At 60.5% G+C, this 20,498-nt stretch carries 19 protein-coding genes and 3 pseudogenes; 6 read left to right on the forward strand and 16 right to left on the reverse strand.

Going from position 1 to position 20,498, the window contains the following annotated elements; translation table 11 throughout:
* The first annotated feature begins 89 nt into the window (after positions 1-89).
* On the forward strand, positions 90-842 hold the full coding sequence (locus tag F0169_RS12135; protein WP_058415532.1) for a TetR/AcrR family transcriptional regulator: 753 nt from the start codon (positions 90-92) through the stop codon (positions 840-842).
* A gap of 170 nt (positions 843-1,012) precedes the next feature.
* On the opposite strand, the gene F0169_RS12140 is transcribed toward F0169_RS12135, so the two are convergent.
* Both F0169_RS12140 and F0169_RS12145 read right to left on the reverse strand, forming a co-directional pair.
* The gene (locus F0169_RS12140; RefSeq protein ID WP_152746667.1) at positions 1,013-2,074 is read right to left on the reverse strand and encodes an FUSC family protein; all 1,062 of its coding nucleotides are present in this window, start codon (positions 2,072-2,074) and stop codon (positions 1,013-1,015) included.
* A gap of 91 nt (positions 2,075-2,165) precedes the next feature.
* Positions 2,166-3,781, reverse strand: a pseudogene (locus F0169_RS12145) (NADP-dependent glyceraldehyde-3-phosphate dehydrogenase).
* Between the two features lie 136 nt (positions 3,782-3,917).
* Here F0169_RS12145 and F0169_RS12150 point away from each other — a divergent pair.
* The 3 genes and pseudogenes from F0169_RS12150 to F0169_RS12160 all read left to right on the forward strand — a co-directional run.
* Positions 3,918-4,043: pseudogene (locus F0169_RS12150) on the forward strand (Dyp-type peroxidase); the annotation flags it as partial.
* Between the two features lie 236 nt (positions 4,044-4,279).
* Positions 4,280-4,693 (forward strand): ester cyclase, encoded by a 414-nt coding sequence (locus F0169_RS12155; RefSeq protein WP_122250106.1) that lies wholly within the window; start codon positions 4,280-4,282, stop codon positions 4,691-4,693.
* Between the two features lie 149 nt (positions 4,694-4,842).
* Entirely contained in the window at positions 4,843-6,207 is a 1,365-nt protein-coding gene (locus F0169_RS12160) for an MFS transporter (protein WP_152746668.1), read from the forward strand.
* On the opposite strand, the gene F0169_RS12165 is transcribed toward F0169_RS12160, so the two are convergent.
* Positions 6,204-6,725, reverse strand: a complete 522-nt coding sequence (locus F0169_RS12165) for a DUF3087 family protein (RefSeq protein WP_152746669.1) — start codon at positions 6,723-6,725, stop codon at positions 6,204-6,206. The genes F0169_RS12160 and F0169_RS12165 overlap by 4 nt on opposite strands.
* A gap of 124 nt (positions 6,726-6,849) precedes the next feature.
* Here F0169_RS12165 and F0169_RS27390 point away from each other — a divergent pair, with 124 nt between their 5' ends.
* Both F0169_RS27390 and F0169_RS12170 read left to right on the forward strand, forming a co-directional pair.
* Positions 6,850-7,026, forward strand: a complete 177-nt coding sequence (locus F0169_RS27390; protein WP_172979420.1) for a hypothetical protein — start codon at positions 6,850-6,852, stop codon at positions 7,024-7,026.
* A gap of 20 nt (positions 7,027-7,046) precedes the next feature.
* On the forward strand, positions 7,047-7,247 hold the full coding sequence (locus tag F0169_RS12170; protein ID WP_058415527.1) for a DUF6021 family protein: 201 nt from the start codon (positions 7,047-7,049) through the stop codon (positions 7,245-7,247).
* 30 nt (positions 7,248-7,277) lie between these two features.
* On the opposite strand, the gene F0169_RS12175 is transcribed toward F0169_RS12170, so the two are convergent.
* The 13 genes and pseudogenes from F0169_RS12175 to nuoE all read right to left on the reverse strand — a co-directional run bounded on the left by F0169_RS12175 (position 7,278) and on the right by nuoE (position 20,496).
* Positions 7,278-7,514 (reverse strand): DUF6555 family protein, encoded by a 237-nt coding sequence (locus F0169_RS12175; protein ID WP_058415526.1) that lies wholly within the window; start codon positions 7,512-7,514, stop codon positions 7,278-7,280.
* Positions 7,515-7,612: 98 nt separating this feature from the next.
* On the reverse strand, positions 7,613-7,927 hold the full coding sequence (locus tag F0169_RS12180; protein ID WP_122250109.1) for a helix-turn-helix domain-containing protein: 315 nt from the start codon (positions 7,925-7,927) through the stop codon (positions 7,613-7,615).
* Positions 7,917-8,267, reverse strand: a complete 351-nt coding sequence (locus tag F0169_RS12185) for a toxin (RefSeq protein WP_152746670.1) — start codon at positions 8,265-8,267, stop codon at positions 7,917-7,919. The genes F0169_RS12180 and F0169_RS12185 overlap by 11 nt, the downstream gene beginning before the upstream one ends.
* Before the next feature lie 240 nt (positions 8,268-8,507).
* Entirely contained in the window at positions 8,508-9,971 is a 1,464-nt protein-coding gene (gene nuoN / locus F0169_RS12190) for an NADH-quinone oxidoreductase subunit NuoN (RefSeq protein WP_122250103.1), read from the reverse strand.
* Positions 9,972-9,978: 7 nt separating this feature from the next.
* A complete protein-coding gene (nuoM, locus tag F0169_RS12195) occupies positions 9,979-11,511 on the reverse strand; it encodes an NADH-quinone oxidoreductase subunit M (RefSeq protein ID WP_058415524.1) in 1,533 nt (510 codons plus the stop codon).
* Positions 11,512-11,559: 48 nt separating this feature from the next.
* On the reverse strand, positions 11,560-13,413 hold the full coding sequence (gene nuoL, locus F0169_RS12200; protein ID WP_058415523.1) for an NADH-quinone oxidoreductase subunit L: 1,854 nt from the start codon (positions 13,411-13,413) through the stop codon (positions 11,560-11,562).
* The gene (nuoK, locus tag F0169_RS12205; RefSeq protein WP_003174727.1) at positions 13,410-13,718 is read right to left on the reverse strand and encodes an NADH-quinone oxidoreductase subunit NuoK; all 309 of its coding nucleotides are present in this window, start codon (positions 13,716-13,718) and stop codon (positions 13,410-13,412) included. Before nuoK ends, nuoL begins: the two co-directional genes overlap by 4 nt.
* A 2-nt stretch (positions 13,719-13,720) precedes the next feature.
* Positions 13,721-14,224 (reverse strand): NADH-quinone oxidoreductase subunit J, encoded by a 504-nt coding sequence (nuoJ, locus tag F0169_RS12210; RefSeq protein ID WP_058415522.1) that lies wholly within the window; start codon positions 14,222-14,224, stop codon positions 13,721-13,723.
* A 9-nt stretch (positions 14,225-14,233) separates the two neighbouring features.
* Positions 14,234-14,782: an NADH-quinone oxidoreductase subunit NuoI gene (nuoI, locus tag F0169_RS12215; RefSeq protein ID WP_003174725.1), complete on the reverse strand. Its 549-nt coding sequence runs from the start codon at positions 14,780-14,782 to the stop codon at positions 14,234-14,236.
* A gap of 11 nt (positions 14,783-14,793) precedes the next feature.
* Positions 14,794-15,801, reverse strand: a complete 1,008-nt coding sequence (gene nuoH / locus F0169_RS12220) for an NADH-quinone oxidoreductase subunit NuoH (protein ID WP_058415521.1) — start codon at positions 15,799-15,801, stop codon at positions 14,794-14,796.
* Entirely contained in the window at positions 15,798-18,512 is a 2,715-nt protein-coding gene (gene nuoG / locus F0169_RS12225; RefSeq protein WP_152746671.1) for an NADH-quinone oxidoreductase subunit NuoG, read from the reverse strand. Before nuoG ends, nuoH begins: the two co-directional genes overlap by 4 nt.
* Positions 18,513-18,647: 135 nt before the next feature.
* Positions 18,648-20,003, reverse strand: coding sequence for an NADH-quinone oxidoreductase subunit NuoF (gene nuoF / locus F0169_RS12230; RefSeq protein ID WP_058415519.1), 1,356 nt, complete (start codon positions 20,001-20,003; stop codon positions 18,648-18,650).
* A pseudogene (gene nuoE / locus F0169_RS12235) lies at positions 20,000-20,496 on the reverse strand (NADH-quinone oxidoreductase subunit NuoE). The gene nuoF and the pseudogene nuoE overlap by 4 nt, the downstream one beginning before the upstream one ends.
* Between the last annotated feature and the right edge of the window lie 2 nt (positions 20,497-20,498).

Below are 20,498 nucleotides of genomic sequence, written 5' to 3' on the forward strand. Positions count from 1 at the left end.
TCGCCACTGCTTGCTTTCGCAGGGCTGCACCGGTATAAAAAATCAAATTATTTTTTAAAACAATATTTCCCGCGTGGAACTCATCACCTATGGTCGCGAAGAAACTCAGCGCTCCAAACGTTACCAAGACTCGACTGCTGGATGCGACAGAGGCTCTCTTCATCAAATACGGCTATGACGCCGTGCTGCTGCGGCAGATTACCGAGCGCGCGCAAGTCAACCTGGCCGCCGTCAACTACCACTTCGGGGACAAGGACTCCCTGATGAAAACCCTGCTGATGCAGCGCCTGGAGCCGCTCAACGAGCAGCGTCTGGAACTGCTCGCGCGCTGCGAAGCGCAATCCGACGGCCCGCTCGATTGCGATACCTTGCTCGGCGTGCTGTTCGCGCCGGCCATGGGCCTGGAGCGCAGCGACCCGGCCAGCGGCGAAGGGCGCTCGTTTATTCGCTTTTTGGGCCGGGTCTACAGCGATACGTCGCCGTTTATCCAGGAATACCTCAAAGTGCATTATCAGCCGGTATTCCAGCGCTTCTTTGAAGCCTTCGCCCTGGCCTTGCCGGAGCTGCCACGCAATGAACTGGGTGTACGCCTGCAATTTGCGCTCAAGGCGATTTCCGGGGTGATGGCGGGGACCGAACTGCGCCTGCTGATGAACTCCATGAGCCTGGGCCGCCCAGCCACTGATGCCGAAGTGATGGCCAAATTGATCACTTTGGTTTCGGCAGCGATTCGCGTGCCGCAGCAAAGTCCCGAAGCTGAAACGGCATTGGCCAGGGTATTGGACACCCAGCGCGCGATTCGTGAGCAAGCGGCAGCGCCTGCCACCAAGGCCGCACGCTAGCCTGTAAATCATGGGCAAAAAAAAGCCCGCTGGGGCGGCGGGCTTGATATGCAACGTTTGTAACGGATGAGGCTTCACCCTACGTCTCTGCATGTGAATAAATCGTGAAAAATATGTGAGAAAAATTGAGGCGATGTGTGGAGCCTCTTCTGTGGACTTTTATCGGCCAGTCAAATCTTCCAATGGCTCGACGTTTTCGCCAAACGCTGGCGCATCGCATCCACGTTCCCGGCCAGTTGCAACGTCAACAACCGATATCCGTCCAACGCATTTTGCACCGGCGCTTCCAGCGCGCCGTCTTCCGGTGCTTGCGCGGCAGGCCGTTCCAGCCGATCGGTAAAGCCTGACTTCAAGGCCCGCGCCATACCGACTAACTGCACCCGAATTTGCCGATGCTCGGCTTTGAGCATCACCTGCATGCGCGCCATTGCCTGCGCATCGCGTGGGTCGGGCCGGGTATTGCCGAGAATCTCCAGGGTGCTGATGCACAGGCGCAAATGGCGCTGGACCGCGTCCAGTTCGGTCATGGAAATGCGCACTTCCTTGGACACCGACGGCATCAAGGAGCGCAGTTGCACCATTGCTGCATTCAAACGGTTGAGCAATTTCAGGTGCTCATCGTCGGTGACCGACTGGCCAGTGATGATTCGGCTGTAAATCTCGGCACAATCGCGCAACGCACTGGCCAGGTTGTAGCGCCACGAATACACCGCATACAGCGGCAGGGCGAAAGAAAACGCCAGCGCCAACACAATGCCGATCAGAATATCGACTGTGCGCCACAAGCCATCCGAGATCGGGTTGTCGCCGTGGCCGGCGACGATGAACACGGTGATCGCCGACAGCAGCGCGATATAACCGCCTTTGCCGATGGCGTGATAGGAAAAGAACCCGCACACCACCGACATCAGCAAATAGGTCAAAAACGTTTGGCCGAAATAGGCCTGTTGCACCACCAGCAGCAAACCGACGCTGGCACCGATCAAGGTGCCGTACGCGCGCTCTACGGCTTTTTTGCCGATGTTGCCGTGGTGCTGCAAGCCGCCGATCACGATCAGCATGGTCACCGAGGCCCACTCGCCGTGGGGCAGGTTGATGCCGGTGGTGAGCAGGATCGTCGCCAGCAAGCCGATGGACACGCGCACGGCGTGGATCAGCTTGGCATTGCGATAACGGCGGTAGGGGTCGAGCAAAGGGCGCAACAGGCGTCGGGCAAAAAAGGGCAGGTTCATCGCTGGTAAAGTGGCCTCGGTACACAGGTTGGACGGGTTCTAAATGCGCGAGCGGGCAAGCCCGCTCGCACATTGTTGATCTGCAGTGTCTTCAGAAGATGTAGTCGGTGGTCAGGAAGCTCGAGTCACGGTTGCGCAAAATGTCGCTGACCAGCGCTTTGTTGCTCTCCTGGAACTTGGTCGCCACCAGGGTGCGGATCGAGAACACGCGTAACGCGTCATGTACCGACAGCGTGCCCTCGGCCGAGTTCTTGCGCCCGTTGAAAGGAAAGGTGTCCGGCCCGCGCTGGCACTGCGCGTTGATATTGATACGGCCGACCTGGTTGGCGAATGTGTCGACCAGGCGTCCGATCTCCACCGGGTTGGTGCCAAAGAGGCTCAGTTGCTGGCCGAAGTCCGATTCCAGCACGTAATCGATCACCGTCTCCAGGTCACGGTAAGGCACGATGGGCACCACAGGGCCGAACTGTTCTTCGTGGTACACGCGCATTTGCGGGTTCACCGGGTACAGCACCGCCGGGTAGAAGAACGCGCCGTTGCTGCTGCCGCCATTCTCATTGACCACCTTGGCGCCGTGCTGCGCCGCGTCTGCCACCAGGCCATTGAGGTAGTCGACCTTGCCGGCCTCGGGCAGCGGTGTCAGCGAGACTCCGTCTTCCCACGCATGCCGGGTTTGAGGGTGGCGAGTTTGGTGTTGAATTTCCCGATAAAACGGTCGACGACGTCTTCGTGCACAAACAGGATTTTCAACGCGGTGCAGCGCTGGCCATTGAATGACAACGAACCGGTCAGCGCTTCGCTGACCGCGTTGTCCAGGTCGACCTCGGGCAACACGATGCCGGGGTTTTTCGCATCCAGGCCCAATGCCGCACGCAAGCGGTGTGGTTTGGGGTGCAGCTTCTTCAGGTCGCTGGCGGCCTTGTTGGTGCCGATAAACGCGAAGATGTCGATTTTGCCGCTGGCCATCAGCGCGCTGACGGTTTCGCGGCCACTGCCGTAGATCACATTGATCACCCCGGCCGGGAAGCTGTCGCGAAACGCCTCCAGCAACGGGCGAATCAGCAACACGCCGAGCTTGGCCGGTTTGAACACCACGGTGTTGCCCATGATCAGCGCCGGAATCAGCGTGGTGAACGTCTCGTTGAGTGGGTAATTGTAGGGGCCCATGCACAGCGCCACGCCCAACGGCACGCGGCGGATTTGCCCGAGCGTGTCTTGTTCCAGCTCAAAACGGCTGCTGCGGCGGTCGAGTTCCTTGAGCGCATTGATGGTGTCGGTGATGTAGTCGCAGGTGCGGTCGAATTCTTTCTGCGAGTCTTTGAGGTTCTTGCCAATTTCCCACATCAACAGCTTGACCACCGCATCGCGCTGTTCACGCATGCGTCGCAAAAACGCTTCGACATGCTGGATGCGGTCTACCACACGCATCGTCGGCCATTCACCCTGGCCTCGATCGTAAGCGCGCACCGCGGCGTCGAGGGCAGTCAGGGCGGTGTCGGCGTCGAGCAGCGGCGTACTGCCGATGTGCACACGCTCATCACCCAATTGCACCGGGCTGAGCACCTGAGCCAGCGCGCCGTTCCATACTTGTAACTGGCCGTCGACCAGGTAATCACGCTGTTCAATCGGGGCCGCGAGGCGAAATTGCTCGGGAATATCCGCTGCGTGGGCGGGAAACAGCTGGGCGAGCAGGTTATTGGTGGTCATGTCGCTACCCCTGTAATAGTTGCAAAACATGACGAGAGAGTCGCCCAACACGCAGTCCAATGGCAAGGCTTACGCGTTTTGTTGTTCGCAGCGCGGTGCGCGCCGGGTACGGCGCGGCTTTTCAGAAGGAGTTCACATGAGTCAGTACCAGCCGGGCATTCTTGCCGCACCGGTGCCTTTGCAGGCCTGCCATCTGTTTTTCGCCCTCGATTCCCTGCGAGCCGTGCCCGCGGCGCTGGACGCGCTGGTGCAGTTGACGGATGGGCGTCTGGATCTGGATTTGGTTTTTAACGCACCTCACATTTAAAGCTGTGGGCTCGCCGATGGGTGGCGGCGCGATTGATTTAAGCGCTGTGCGAACTACGCTTGTTGAACGCTTTGATCCAGAGGGGGTATCTGCTCAGTAGGAGCTGAAGTTGTATCTGTCAAGGGCGATAGACGCTGGCGTCAACCGATGGGTGTCGCTGAGCCGCTTCTTATTTTCCATGGAGCTTCAACATGACAGATCAACACCGCACCTTGATTCAAGAATGGGCCGATAGCTGGTCCACCCCCTCCAAACAGCGTTTTCTTGAGATCTTTTCCAGTGATTGCCGTTATGAAGATGTGGCGGCGGGACAGCTCATGCGGGGAAAGCATGAGCTGGGTGACTTTTTTGACCTGATTAGAGAGGCATTGCCCGACTTCAAGGTTGTCAGCGATTTGATCAGCCTTGGCGAGTATGGTGGGACGATCCAGTGGCATATGACGGGGACCCATCGAGGGGAGTTGTTCGGCTATCCGGCAACCGCCCGAGAAATTCGAGTGCGTGGTGTTTGCGTGATCGGGATCCAGGGCGATGAAATTGTCGAGTGCACCGATTACTACGATATGAAAACGTTTTACTGCCAGTTGGGCTTCGACAGCAACTGAGTGCTCATCTGCAGCGCCCCTGTAAGAGGGGCGCATCCCCAGTTTGATTGCTGGCAAACATGAAATCTACGACAGCCAGGCCATCGGCCACTGAAAAAAAACCGTGCTGCCCGTAAGCTGGGAGCCTCTGTCACCTGTGCGGGTTGTCCATGTCTCCGATTGCCGATGGGTTGCCCCTCAATAAACGCCTGCCGGCGGTCATCGCCCTCTCTTTGGGAATCGGCATGGCAACCCTCGACACGGCGATCGTCAACACCGCCTTGCCGACCCTGGCCCAAGGCATCGGCACCGATGCTGCCTCGGTCATTTGGGTGGTCAACGCTTACCAATTGGCGATTATCGCCACGGTGCTGCCGTTTGCGTCATTGAGTGATGTGCTCGGCCACCGCCGGGTCTACCTCGGCGGGTTGCTGGTGTTTATTGTGTCGTCGCTGTTCTGCGGGCTGGCCGGGTCGCTGGTGACCCTCACGGCGGCGCGGGTGATGCAGGGGCTCGGCGCGGCGGCCGTGATGAGTGTTAACACTGCGTTGCTGCGGCACATCTACCCGTCAAAAATGCTTGGCCGCGGTTTGGGCTATAACTCGCTGGTGGTGGGGCTGGCGTTTACCCTCGGGCCGACCGCTGCGTCGGCGATTCTGTCAGTGGCAAGCTGGCACTGGCTGTACCTGATCAATGTGCCGCTGGGCGTGCTGGCCCTGGCCCTGGGCCTGCGTTCATTGCCGAGGATGCCGATCACCGGGCACGCGTTTGATCGCCTCGCAGCGCTGCTGTGTGCGGGGTTATTTGCCTTGCTGGTGCTGGGCCTGGGCACGGCGGTACACGGCGCCCAAAGTGGCTTGACGCTGGGGTTGATCGGGTTGGCGCTGGTGTGCGGCGCACTGCTGTTGCGGCGTCAGGCCGGTCACCCGGCGCCGATGCTGGCGCTGGACCTGTTCAAGCGCCCGGTGTTTGCGTTGTCTTCGCTGACTGCGATCTGTGCCTTCAGCGCGCAGGGCCTGGCCTTTGTGTCGTTGCCGTTCCTGTTGCAGGCCGCGCTCGGCCATAGCCAGGTGGAAACCGGCTTTCTGATGACGCCGTGGCCGGCTGTGGTGGCGGTGATGGCCTTGGTCGCGGGGCGCCTGGCGGACCGCGTGTCGCTGGGCCTGTTGTGCGGCATCGGTTTGCTGATGCTCAGCGTGGGCATGGCCGCACTGGCGACCTTGGGCAATGACGCGTCAGCGCTGGATATTGGCTGGCGCATGGCATTGTGCGGCGCCGGTTTCGGCTTCTTCCAGTCGCCCAACCTCAAGGCGTTGATGACCAGTGCACCGCTCGCGCGCAGCGGCGGGGCGAGTGGCATCGTGGCGATTTCACGCTTGCTGGGGCAAACACTCGGCGCGTCGTTGGTGGCTTTTTGTTTTCACTTATCGCTGGGCAGTGGCGCGCACTACGCGCTGTGGCTGGGGTGTGCGTTTGCGTTGGTGGGCAGCGTCGCCAGTGGCCTGCGGCTGTTGCCGTCACGTCAGAGTGTTTAAGGGGTTTTCAGGCCTTCCAGCCAAGCGGGGTCGAAGCGCGTTTGCCCGGTGTCGATTCCCAGCGCCTGCATCTTCGCCGCGTGCGCTTGAACCTCGGCCTGTAATTGCGCGTGTGCACTCGAATTGGCGTCCAGTTCGTGCATCTGCATCAGCCCAAGGTGATAGAACCGCAGCACTTTGAGCGCTGTCGGGTCGTTGCCCTGTACCCGCTCGGTAACCTTGTGCATCACGTTGGTCACGCTCATCAGGCTGCGCTTGAGCTGCCAACCATACACCGCAGGCGCAAGCCAGGGTTGACGCCAAAAAGGCCCGCGCACCAGCGCGAGCGTGACCAGCACGCCGGCAAACACGCCGCCGACATTGAAGCGCAGGTTGTCTGCACCGGGTTCGCCGAACAGCCTCACCGCCAGGCTCGACAGCAGCATCGCCAAGGCCACGAACAGCCCGGCGATGATCAAAGTGCTACGGCGTGTGTGTTGGCGGTAGGTGGCCGCGTCGCAGGGTTTGAGCTCAAACATCCGGGTCAGGTCTCAGGGAGGGCGGGGCTGCATCTTCTCACGCTTGAGCAATCAAGTTGAACGATGCGTCAGGCAGCTTTCTCTAAATTTGGGTAGGCCACCAACTCCCATGAGGTGAACCACCATGCCTGAATACAAGCAGCCACCACCGGGTACGCCAAACCCTGACCGCATGCCTGGCGAAGAGGAGCGTGACAACGATGCGTTGCGCCCCAATGACCCGGCGGATCGCCAGGACGACGATGTAGAGCAGGTCGAGCAAGACCTCGAAAACCTGCATGACAAAGCGCGCCCGCTTTAAGCACAAGCAAGGAGATCACTGTGACTAATCCCCCAAAAGGCCCGCGTTCAAGCGAGCATGCCAGCGGCAAGGACGAACTGGGTTTCGACCCGGATTCGCCGGATGTCGCCGACCCGCAAGTCGACCCCATCGGCCCAGCCATTGCGCCCCTGGACAAGGACAAGAAAGATACCACCGAAAAAAAACCGCCCTACGATCCGTTGGGCGGTTTGAAGAAGTAAAGCAAGCCCCGCCATAAGCGGGGCTTGTGCTTATTTGGGGGCTACCCAGGCGACGTCGGTAATACCGAACTTCTCCGCCCAGGGCCGGGTGGTTTTTTTCACCTGTTCGTGACCTACTCGCCCAATACGGCTGACGTGGGCGATGTCGGCATCGACCGCCGCCCAGTGCCAGGCCTCGGCGTTGTTCATCACTTCGGCACGCACCACAAAGGACTTGGGTTGACCGTGCAGCTGGTAGTTAATAGTGTAGATTTTTGCGGTACTCATGTTGCCTCCCTGTCTTGTTATAGATGGATAGGCGAGCGTTCAAAAAGGTTCACTCAAAATGACAAGTCGCACCGGTGGCGAGCGAGTTTGCCTGCTTTTCAACCGAGTGCGGCCAACTGCGCCACGGTTTCTGGAAACCGCGCCACCAGGCGAATCAAGGTGGTTGCCTGGGCGTTTGGTTTCGCCCGGCCTTGCTCCCAGTTCTCCAGGGTGCGCACGTTAGTGCGCAGGTACATGGCGAACACCGAGCGTGAGAGGTTGAGTTGCTGGCGCACCGCAACCACCTCATCGGCGGTCAACGGCGCCAGGTTGTTGAGGTGAACCTTGTGGGTGCGCAGGGTGACTTTGCCTTCGCGCTCGCCCGCCAGTGCGTCAAAGCCTTCGACCAATTCGGAAAAAATTTCACGTTTCATGATGTGTTCTCGCTTTGATTTCCCTGTCCAGCATGTGTTTCAGGGCTTTCTTGTGGTGGGGGGCCAGGTCGTCCTGTTCGTGTTTGCCGTACAGGGTGAATAACCAGAATTGCGTGCCGCCCGACCACCAGTAGTAAATGACCCGCAGGCCACCGCGTTTGCCTTTGTTGCGTCGTTCATCCACAAAGCGCACTTTGCGCAGCCCGCCTGTGCCCTCGATCACCTCTCCCGCTTGCGGGTTCTTCATCAGTTCCTGTTGAAAACCGTGGAACAGCTCGTCACTTAGATAGTCTTGGCGGTGCCGCTCGAAGGCCGGCAGTTCGATAAATAGAGCGTCCATGTTCTGTACGTAGCCTGCGTATAGTTTGGTGGCCCACTCGCGGAGGGTCAAGTGACCTGGCTGTGGGAACTTTCCTAAAACGCAATCAACATAAGGCGGCATTCAGTTGATAGATGCCAGACGAGGCGTCAGCCGGGTGAGGAAATTTCCGTAAGTAGACGAGGGTAAAAGCACCCCGCCGCCTAAACGCAAAACGGCGCCTAAAGGCGCCGTTCTGTTGACTGAGTTGCCGCTAAGCGATCAAACGCCGAGTACCGCGTGCTGCACCAGAGTGAGCAACGGTTGTGGGTACACACCCAGGAAGAACGCGAGCAGGGCGATGGCCAGCAGCATCACGCCACCGGCTTTCTGTTCCCAGTGCAGTTCGGCGTCCACACGGCGCAGGTTTGGCTCGATCAGGTACAAGGTGACCATCACGCGCAGGTAGTAGAACACGCCGATGGCGCTGCCCAGCACCAGGGACGCGACCAGCCACCATTCGTGGGCTTGAACACCCGTAGCGACGATGTAGAACTTGCCGATAAAGCCCGCCGTCAGCGGGATACCCGCCAGCGACAACATCATCACGGTGAGTACGGCGGTCAGGTACGGACGGCGCCAGAACAGGCCGCGATACTCGTACAGTGCGTCGGCGTCACGGCCTTTGAACGGCGACGACATCAGCGTGATCACGCCGAACGCGCCGAGGCTGGTGACCACGTAAGTGACCAGGTACACGCCAATCGCTTCCACCGCCAGGCCTTTGCTCGCCACCAAAGCGATCAGCAGGTAGCCGAAGTGCGCGATGGAGGAGTAACCGAGCAGGCGCTTGAGGTTGTTCTGGGTCAGTGCCAGCAGGTTGCCGAACAGAATCGAGGCAATCGCGATCACTGTCAGCACGTCGCTCAGCACGCCGGTGTTGGCCGCAGGCGAGATCTGGAACAGACGCACCATCACCGCAAACACCGCAACTTTCGACGCAGTAGCCAGGAACGCAGCCACCGGCGCCGGGGCGCCTTCGTACACGTCCGGGGTCCACAAGTGGAACGGCACCAGGGAGAGCTTGAACGCCAGGCCGATCAGCATCATCGCCAGGCCCAGTTGGGCAAGCGGCGCAGGCATGCTGGTCGCGGCCAGGGCGTGACCGATGCCGCTGAAGCTCAGGCTGCCGGCTTCGGCGTAAAGCAAGGCCATACCGAACAACAGGAACGCGGAACCGGCGGCCGACAGCACCATGTACTTGATACCGGCTTCCAGCGAACGCTTGTTGAAGAAGGCATACGCCACCAGGCCGTAGGTCGGAATCGACAGCAGTTCCAGGCCGATGAACAAACCGGCCAAGTGCTGCGCGCTGACCAACACGATGCCACCGGCCGCAGCCAGCAGAATCAGCAAGTACAGCTCTTCTTTGTTGCCCGGATAACCGCTGCCGCCTTCGCCGAGGTAGGCGTGGGCGAGCGTCACGCAGGCCAGGGTGGCCACGAGGATCAACGCGATGTACAGCAGCGCGAAGTCATCGACCATCATCAACGGCGTGACCGCCAGTGGCGCGACCTTGAGTGCCGGGATAATCGACAGCAAGGCCAGGTTCAAACCGGCACAGGACAGCAGGAACGTTTGTGAATGATTGCGGCGCCAGGCGATTGCCAGCATCACCACCACAACGGTGAGGCTGGTAATCAGCAGCGGCGCAAGCGCGATAAAGTGTTGGATCGTGAATTCCATAGCGCTCTTACCGGGCCGAAGCGAGTTGAGAGAAGGCGGTGCCGAACCACTGCTGCACGCCATGCATCGTCGCGGCAGAAGTGTCCAGGAACGGTTGCGGGTACACGCCGATGTAGATCAGCAGCACCGCAAGGCCGAGCACCATGATCAGTTCGCGAGCGTCCATCCCCTTAAGGACGGTGTCGGACTTGGCCGGGCCGAAGTAGGCGCGGTGGATCATGATCAGCGAGTAAACCGAACCAAACACCAGGCCGGACGTGGCGATCGCGCTGATCCACGGCGTTTGCACAAAGGCACCCATCAGGATCAGGAACTCGCCGATAAAGTTACCGGTGCCCGGCAAGCCGAGTGACGCGGCGGCAAAGAACAGGCTGATGGCCGGCAGGTACGCGATGCGCGACCACACGCCACCCATTTCACGCATGTCACGCGTGTGCAGGCGCTCGTACAACTGACCGCTGAGGATAAACAGCGCGGCGGCCGACACACCGTGCGCCAACATCTGGATTACGGCGCCTTGCAACGCCAGTTGGCTGCCGGAATAGATGCCGATCAGTACGAAACCCATGTGGGACACGGACGAGAAGGCGATCAGACGCTTGATGTCGGTTTGGGCGAAGGCGAGGAACGCACCGTAGAAGATCCCGATCAGGCCGAGGGTCATGGCGATCGGCGCGAACTCGGCCGACGCATTCGGGAACAGCGGCAAGGCGAAACGCAGCAGGCCATACGCCGCAGTCTTCAACAGGATACCGGCCAGGTCGACCGAACCAGCGGTCGGTGCCTGCGCGTGCGCGTCCGGCAGCCAGGAGTGGAACGGCACCACCGGCAGCTTCACCGCAAAGGCGATGAAGAAGCCCAGCATGAGGATGTACTCGGTGGTCAGCGACATCTTGGTTTTCAACAGGTCGGCGTAGTTAAACGTAATCACGCCGGTGCTGTTGAAGTTGACCAGTACCAGACCGAGGATCGCCACCAACATGATCAGGCCGGAAGCCTGGGTGAAGATGAAGAACTTGGTCGCCGCGTAAATCCGGGTTTTCTTGCCGTCCGAAGAACTGTGACCCCAGAGCGCGATGAGGAAGTACATCGGCACCAGCATCATTTCCCAGAAGAAGAAGAACATGAACAGGTCCAGCGCGAGGAACACGCCGACAACACCGCCCAGAATCCACATCAGGTTCAGGTGGAAGAAGCCCACGTGGCGCTGAATTTCTTTCCAGGAGCAAAGTACCGAGAGGATACCCAGCAGGCCGGTCAGCAAAATCATCAACAGCGACAGGCCGTCGAGGGCCAAGTGCACGTTGATGCCGAAGCGCTCGATCCACACGTGCTTGAATTCAAGCGCGAAGGTTGGATCGACACCCGGTGCCGGAGCAAATGAATAGTCGCCATGGGCCCACAGCCAAAGGCCGAGCGCGAGTTCCAGGGACATGGTCAGCAACGCGATCCAGCGGGGCAGGGTGGCGCCGAAGCGTTCACCCATCCAGCAGAGCAGGCCGCCGATAAAGGGGATCAGGATTAGCCAGGGCAGAATCATGACGGGCTCGTTTCCTTTCGCAGGTTCTTACAGTTCGCAAGGTTCATATCAGACCGCTACCACTACGATGGCGCCGATCACCAGCACGGCACCGATCGCCATGGACGCTGCATACCAACGCAATTGGCCGGTTTCGCTGCGGCTCAGGGCGGTATGACCGGCCTTGGCGGCGCGCGGGATCAAACCAATGGTCTGGTCGAGCGGGTCTTTGCGCAGTACATGGCTGATTGCAAGGTACGGCTTGACGAACAGTTTGTCGTAGAGCCAATCGAAGCCCCAGGCAGCGAACCACCAGGCCGACAGGAAGCGGCCGATGCCACTGTTGGCAACGCCGGTAACGAAGCGCCGCTTGCCGAGGAACAACAGCGCCGCCAGCAGGATACCGGCCAGGGCGATGGCGCCCGAGGCGATTTCCAGGCTGTGCTTGGCAGCGCCACCGGCATGCCCGGCGCTTTCCGGCAGTACACCGGCGAGTGGCGGGGTGATCAGGGCGCCGATGAACGTCGACAGAACGATCAGCACCGACAACGGCAACCAGTGGGAGATGCCGTGGCCTGCGTGCGCTTCGGTCTTGGCTTCACCGTGGAAGGTGATGAAGATCAGGCGGAAGGTGTACAGCGAGGTCATGAATGCACCCACCAGGCCTGCGTACAGCAGGTTCTGGTTACCGCTGGCAAACGCTTCCCAGAGGATTTCATCTTTCGAGTAGAAACCTGCGGTCACCAACGGCAGGGCAGCCAGTGCGGCGCCACCGACGATGAAGCTGGCGTAGGCCAGCGGCAGTTTCTTCCACAGGCCGCCCATCTTGAAGATGTTCTGCTCGTGATGGCAGGCAACAATCACCGCACCCGAAGCGAGGAACAACAGCGCCTTGAAGAACGCGTGCGTCATCAGGTGGAAAATCGCCGCGTCCCAGGCGCCAACGCCGAGGGCCAGGAACATATAGCCGATCTGGCTCATGGTCGAGTAGGCGAGGATGCGCTTGATGTCGGTTTGTACCAGCGCGGCGAAACCTGCCAGTACCAGCGTCACGCCGCCGACAATGCCGACAAGGTGCAGGATGTCCGGCGCCAGGGTGAACAGGCCGTGAGTACGTGCGATCAGGTAAACACCCGCCGTTACCATGGTTGCCGCGTGAATCAGTGCAGAAACCGGGGTAGGGCCGGCCATCGCATCCGCCAGCCAGGTTTGCAGCGGCAGTTGCGCGGATTTACCCACGGCGCCGCCCAGCAGCATCAGGGTGGCGAGGGTGATCCAGAAGTCACCGACCTGGAATTTCTGCGGTGCCAGCACCAGCAGTTCCTGGATGTTCAGCGTGCCCACTTGTTGGAACAGAATGAACAGGCCGATGGCCATGAACACGTCGCCGATGCGCGTGACGATAAACGCCTTGAGCGCCGCGTTACCGTTGTTGCGGTTGCTGTAGTAGAAACCGATCAACAGGTACGAGCACAGGCCCACGCCTTCCCAGCCGAAGTACAGGAACAACAGGTTATCGCCGAGCACCAGGAACAGCATGCTCGCGATAAACAGGTTGGTGTAGGCGAAGAAGCGCGAGTAACCGGCTTCACCGCGCATGTACCAGGACGCGAACAGGTGGATCAAGAAGCCCACACCGACGACCACGCCAAGCATGGTGATCGACAGGCCGTCGACGTAGAGGGCGAAGTTGGGCTTGAAGCCCTCAACCGACATCCACTGCCACAGCACCAGGGTGTAGTGACCGCCCTCGGGCGGCGCTACATTGAATTGCCAGATGACGTAGGCGGCAACAATCGCCGACAAGCCAATGGAGCCCACGCCAATCAAGGCAGACAGGTTTTCCGACCAGCGCCCGCGAGAGAACGACAGCAGCAGGAAACCGATCAGGGGAAATACGAAAGTCAGAAAGATCATGTTCATCCGCGCATCTCACTGGCAGCGTCGATATCAAGCGTGTGGAAGCGACGATACAGCTGCAGCAGGATCGCCAGACCAATACTGGCCTCGGCGGCTGCCAGGCTGATCACCAGGATGAACATGACTTGCCCATCCGGCTGGCCCCAACGTGCGCCCGCTACGATGAACGCGAGTGCGGCGGCGTTCATCATGATTTCCAGGCTCATCAACACGAACAAAATGTTACGGCGAACCATCAGGCCGACCAGGCCAAGGCAGAACAGGATGCCGGCGACCGCCAGACCATGCTCCAAAGGGATAGCAGGCATCGTCATTGCTCCTTGGCTTCGTTGCGGCCCAAGTGGAAGGCGGTGATGACTGCAGCCAGCAGCAGCATCGAAGCCAGTTCGACCACCAGCAGGTACGGGCCGAACAGGCTGATGCCCACGGCTTTTGCGTCCACGGTGGTGTGGCCGATGGCCTGGCCGCTCTGGTGAGCGAACAGCACATACAGCAGTTCAGCCAGCAGCAGCGCTGCCAGGATTACCGGGCCGAGCCAGATGCCGGGCTTGAGCCAGACGCGTTCCTGGGCAACCGACGCCGGGCCGAGGTTAAGCATCATCACCACAAACACGAACAGCACCATGATGGCGCCGGCGTAGGCGATCACTTCCAGCACACCGGCGAACGGTGCGCCGAGGCTGAAGAAGGTCATGGCCACGGCGATCAGCGAAATGATCAGGTAGAGCAGGGCGTGCACAGGGTTAGTGTTGGTGATCACGCGAAGCGTGGACACCACTGCAATACCCGATGCGAAATAGAAAGCGAATTCCATCTTTCTTCCTTAAGGCAGCAAGCTCTTCACGTTGATCGGCTCGGCTTCGTTTTGTGCGGCGCCTTTCGGCTTACCGGCAACGGCCATACCTGCAACACGATAGAAGTTGTAATCAGGGTTTTTACCGGGACCAGAGATCAACAGATCTTCTTTCTCGTACACCAGGTCCTGACGTTTGAACTCGGCCATCTCGAAATCCGGTGTCAGCTGGATCGCGGTGGTCGGGCAAGCTTCCTCGCAGAGGCCGCAGAAAATGCAGCGCGAGAAGTTGATGCGGAAGAAGTCCGGGTACCAGCGACCGTCTTCGGTTTCAGCTTTCTGCAGGGAGATGCAACCCACCGGGCACGCCACGGCGCACAGGTTGCAGGCAACGCAACGCTCTTCGCCATCGGGGTCGCGAGTCAGTACGATGCGGCCGCGATAGCGCGGCGGCAGGTACACCGCTTCTTCCGGGTATTGCAGGGTGTCGCGTTTGCGAAAGCCGTGACCGAACACCATCACCAGGCTGCGCAATTGGGTACCAGTACCCTTAACGATGTCGCCAATATATTTGAACATGGGTCAAATCCTCACTGAACCGCAGCCGCTGGCGTGTTCAACAACACCACAGCAGCCGTCACCAGCAAATTGATCAGGGTCAGCGGCAGGCAGAATCTCCAGCTGAAATCCATCACCTGGTCATAGCGCGGGCGCGGAATAGAGGCGCGCAGCAGGATGAACAGCATGATGAAGAACGCGGTCTTCAAGAAGAACCACAGGAATGCCAATTGCGGCAAGATGCCAAACGGTCCGTGCCAGCCGCCGAAGAACAGCGTGACCAGCAGGGCCGAGATCAAAATGATGCCGATGTATTCGCCAACGAAGAACATGCCCCACTTCATGCCAGCGTATTCAATGTGGTAACCGTCAGCCAGTTCCTGTTCTGCTTCCGGCTGGTCGAACGGGTGACGGTGAGTCACCGCCACGCCAGCGATGAAGAAGGTACAGAAGCCGAAGAACTGTGGAATGATGAACCACAGGTTCTGCGCCTGGTACTCAACGATGTCGCGCATGTTGAACGAGCCAACCTGCACCACGATGCCCATCAGCGCCAGGCCCATGAACACTTCGTAAGACACGGTTTGCGCCGACGCCCGCAAGCTGCCCAGCAGGGCGAACTTGTTGTTACTGGCCCAACCGGCGAACAGCACCGCATAGACCGACAAACCGGCCATGGCGAAGAAGAACAGCAAGCCGATGTTCAGGTCCGCGACGCCCCAGGTCGGGGTGATCGGGATGACCGCGAAGGCAATCAGCAAGGCGCTCATGGCCACCACCGGTGCCAGGGTGAAGATCACCTTGTCGGCAAACGGCGGCGTCCAGTCTTCCTTGAAGAACATTTTGAGCATGTCGGCAGCGATCTGGAACATACCAAACGGGCCAACGCGGTTCGGGCCGTAACGGTCCTGCCACCAGCCCAGCAAGCGTCGTTCGACGAAGCTGAGCAAGGCGCCCGCAACCACCACGGCCAACAGGATCACGATGGCCTTGACGACCGAGATGATCGCGTCGATCACTTCAGGGGTGAACCAGGTCATTGCGCTGCCTCCTGCAGACCGTCAACGGTTTTGCCAAAGATCGCCGGCGGAATACCGGCCAGGCCTTTTGGCAATGCAACCAGGCCAGCACCCAACTCCTCGTTGATGCGCAGCGGCAGACGCAGGGTCTGGCCCGCCACGCTCAGGCTGAGCAGGGCACCGTCGTTGACGCCCAGGCGATCAGCTTCGGACTTGGCCACCGACACGTACGCTTCTGGAATGCGCTCTTGCACCGGCGCGGCTTTGGAAGAGGTCTCTTCGCTGCCGAACAAGTGGAAGAACGGCACAACCTGCCAAGTGCCTTGCGCCGGGTTGAACGGGCGCGGTACAGCGGCAAACCAGTTCAGCGCGTCGCCAGTGCTTTCGATCAGTCGAGTGCCTGGGTCACCCGCGCGGATGTGACCACCGACTTCATCCTGGAACTTGTTCCAGGCTTGCGGCGAGTTCCAACCCGGCGACCAGGCAAACGGCACCTGTTGACGCGGTTCGACCGAACCCGAATAGCCTTCCATGGAGAAGGCGAACGCGGTGTCGTTGTCTTGTGGCGTACGCGGTTCGTGCACGCTGATGTCGGCGCGCATCGCGGTACGGCCGGAGTAACGCAGCGGTTCACGCGCCAGTTTCAGGCCCTTGATGCGGAACGCGGCGGACGGTGCGGCGTCGACGATACGCGCAAGCTGCGGCGCGCTGGCGGCGACGGCTGCGGTGACGTGGTCGAGCTGGGTCCAGTCAATCGGCTGGTTCAGCAAGGTCGCGCGCAGGGCATGCAGCCAGCGCCAGCCTTCGTGAACCAGAATGCTGGCGTCCATGTATTTCGGATCGAACACCTGGAAGAAGCGCTGGGCGCGGCCTTCCTGGCTGACCAGCGTACCGTCGCCTTCGGCGAAAGAGGCGGCTGGCAGCACCAGGTCGGCACGTTCGCTGGTGGCGGTTTTCTGGTGGTCGGCGACGATCAGTACTTTGGCGGCATCCAGCGCGGCGTCGACCTTGGCCGAATCCGTGCGGGTGTACAGGTCGTTTTCCAGCACCACGATAGCGTCGGCCGTGCCGTCGATCACGCTTTGCAGGGCGGCATCCAGCGACTCGCCACCGAGCATGGCCAGGCCGAGGCTGTTGGCTTCCGGCACAACCAGGCTGATCGAGCCGTTTTTGTCACGCAGCTTCAAGGCTTTGGCGATGTTGGCAGCCGCTTCGATCAGCGCCTTGGAACCCAGCGAGGTACCGGCGATGATCAATGGGCGCTTGGCCGCGAGCAAGGCGTCGGCGATGCGCTGGGCCAGTTCCACGGCTTCAGTGTCGAGGCCTTCAACGGCAGGCGCGCTGGCGTCGAGGGCGTGGGCCACGGCAAAACCGATGCGGGCCAAGTCGTCCGGCGCTGCGTGCACGCATTCTTCGGCGATGTCGTCGAGCTTGGTTTCCGCCAGGCTTGCGATAAACAGCGGGTTCAGCGCGTGCTGGCCGATGTTTTTAACCGCAGCGTCGAGCCACGGCTGTACGCGCATGGCGTCGGCCATGTCTTCGGCCTTGCCTTTGACCGACTGGCGCAGCGACAGGGCGATACGCGCGGCGGTTTGTGTGAGGTCTTCACCGAGCACGAAAATCGCATCGTGGTCTTCGATGTCGCGCATGTTCGGCACCGGCAGCGGGCTGTCGTTCAGCACTTGCAGCACCAGACGGATGCGCTCCAGTTCACCGGCTTCGATACCCGAGTAGAAGTGCTCGGCGCCGACCAGCTCGCGCAGCGCGTAGTTGCTTTCGAGGCTGGCGCGCGGCGAACCGATACCGACGATGTTGCGACCGCGCAGCAGCTCGGCGGCTTTATCCAGCGCAGCGTCGAGGCTCAGCTTGGCACCATCGGCCAGCAGCGGCTGGCGCGGGCGGTCTTCGCGGTTGACGTAGCCATAACCGAAGCGGCCACGGTCGCACAGGAAGTACTGGTTGACCGAACCGTTGAAGCGGTTTTCGATGCGGCGCAGTTCGCCGTAACGTTCGCCCGGCGAGATGTTGCAGCCGCTGGAGCAGCCATGGCAGATGCTCGGCGAGAACTGCATGTCCCACTTGCGGTTGTAGCGCTCGGAGTGGGTTTTGTCGGTAAACACACCGGTCGGGCAGACCTCGGTGAGGTTGCCCGAGAATTCGCTTTCGAGCACGCCGTCTTCAACACGACCGAAGTACACGTTGTCGTGGGCGCCGAAGACGCCGAGGTCGGTGCCGCCGGCGTAGTCTTTATAGAAGCGTACGCAACGGTAACAGGCGATGCAGCGGTTCATTTCGTGGGAAATGAACGGGCCGAGTTGCTGGTTTTGGTGAGTACGCTTGGTGAAGCGATAACGCCGCTCGTTGTGGCCGGTCATCACCGTCATGTCTTGCAGGTGGCAGTGACCGCCTTCCTCACAGACCGGGCAGTCGTGAGGGTGGTTGGTCATCAGCCATTCGACCACACTGGCGCGGAACGCCTTGGATTCTTCATCTTCGATGGAGATCCAGGTGTTGTCGGTGGCTGGCGTCATGCAGGACATGACGATACGACCACGGGTGTCGTTCTCGTCGGTGTATTGCTTGACCGCACACTGGCGACAGGCACCGACGCTACCAAGCGCTGGGTGCCAGCAGAAATACGGGATGTCGAGGCCTAGTGACAGACATGCCTGTAACAGGTTGTCCGCCCCATCGACTTCGAGCGCTTTGCCGTCTACGTGGATAGTGGCCATGGTTCAAAGGTCTTCGTTGGCCCGTTGTCAGCGGGCGTGGCTAATGGAATCTTGTTATTCATGTGCATCTACACAGCCTTTACGGCGTCAGCACATGAGCAGGCGCAGGGCACGGACCCTGCGCCAGGTTATGCGTTACGCGCCGACTACGATCGGCCTCGCCAGAGGCGGGACGGCGGCGCTGGTAGGCGCGATGCCGGCTTCGAACTCCGAGCGGAAGTATTTGATTGCGCTGCCCAATGGCTCCACGGCGCCCGGTGCGTGAGCACAGAAGGTCTTGCCAGGGCCGAGAAAACCGACCAGACCGAGCAAGGTTTCGATGTCACCTTCGCGGCCTTCGCCGTTTTCCAGGGCCATCAGCAGCTTCACGCTCCACGGCAAACCGTCGCGGCATGGGGTGCAGAACCCGCAGGATTCGCGGGAGAAGAACTGCTCCATGTTGCGCAGCAACGACACCATGTTCACGGTGTTGTCCACCGCCATCGCCAGGCCAGTACCCATCCGGGTGCCAACCTTGCCGATGCCGCCAGCATACATTTGTGCGTCGAGGTGCTCGGGCAGCAGGAAGCCGGTGCCGGCGCCGCCTGGCTGCCAGGCTTTCAAGGTGTAGCCGTCGCGCATGCCGCCGGCGTAGTCCTCGAACAACTCGCGCGCGGTCACGCCGAATGGCAGCTCCCACAGGCCAGGGTTCTTGACCTTGCCGGAGAAGCCCATGAGCTTGGTGCCCATGTCTTCACTGCCTTCGCGGGCCAACGATTTGTACCACTCCACGCCATCGCCGATGATCGCCGGCACGTTGCACAGGGTTTCAACGTTGTTCACGCACGTCGGCTTGCCCCACACGCCAACGGCGGCAGGGAAGGGCGGCTTGGAACGCGGGTTGGCGCGGCGGCCTTCGAGGGAGTTGATCAGTGCGGTTTCTTCACCGCAGATGTAACGCCCGGCGCCGGTGTGCACGAACAGTTCGAAGTCAAAACCCGAACCGAGGATGTTCTTGCCCAGCAGGCCAGCGGCTTTGGCTTCTTGCACGGCACGGTTGAGGTGCTTGGCGGCGGTGGTGTATTCGCCGCGCAGGAAGATGTAGCCACGGTAGGTTTTCAACGCACGGGCGCTGATCAGCATGCCTTCGATCAGCAGATGGGGCAGTTGCTCCATCAGCATGCGGTCTTTCCAGGTGTTCGGCTCCATTTCATCCGCGTTGCACAGCAGGTAGCGGATGTTGATGGATTCGTCTTTGGGCATCAGGCCCCACTTTACCCCGGTGGGGAAGCCAGCACCGCCGCGACCTTTAAGGCCTGCGTCTTTCACGGTCTGGACGATGTCGTCCTGGGCCATCTCGGCGAAGGCTTTGCGCGCCGCCGCGTAACCGTTCTTGGCCTGGTATTCGTCGAGCCATACCGCCTCGCCGTCGTCACGCAGGCGCCAGGTCAGCGGGTGGGTCTCGGCCGAACGCTTGATCAGGTTGGCCGGGCCAAAGGAAGTCAGGGTCATGGGTAGCCCTCGAGCAATTGGGTCACGCCAGCAGGCTGCACGTCACCGAATGTGTCGTCGTCGATCATCAACGCCGGCGCCTTGTCGCAGTTGCCCAGGCAGCACACCGGCAGCAGCGTGAAGCGGCCGTCGGCGGTGGTTTGGCCGAGGCCGATGCCCAGTTTGGCCTGGATTTCGCTGACCACCGACTCGTGGCCACCGATGTAGCAAACCATGCTGTCGCACACGCGAATAATGTGGCGGCCCACCGGCTGGCGGAAGATCTGGCTATAGAACGTCGCCACGCCTTCCACGTCGCTGGCCGGAATGCCGAGCATATCGCCGATGGCGTAGAGGGCGCCGTCCGGCACCCAGCCACGTTCCTTCTGGACGATCTTCAAGGCTTCGATCGACGCGCGCGCGGGTCTTCGTAGTGATGCAGCTCGTGCTCGATGGCCGAGCGCTCGGTTTCACTCAGGGTGAAACGGTCTGTCTGGATAAGCGTGCTATTCATGC

Origin of the sequence: Pseudomonas kitaguniensis (assembly GCF_009296165.1) — a bacterium.
In the GTDB taxonomy this organism is placed as follows: Bacteria; Pseudomonadota; Gammaproteobacteria; order Pseudomonadales; family Pseudomonadaceae; genus Aquipseudomonas; species Aquipseudomonas kitaguniensis.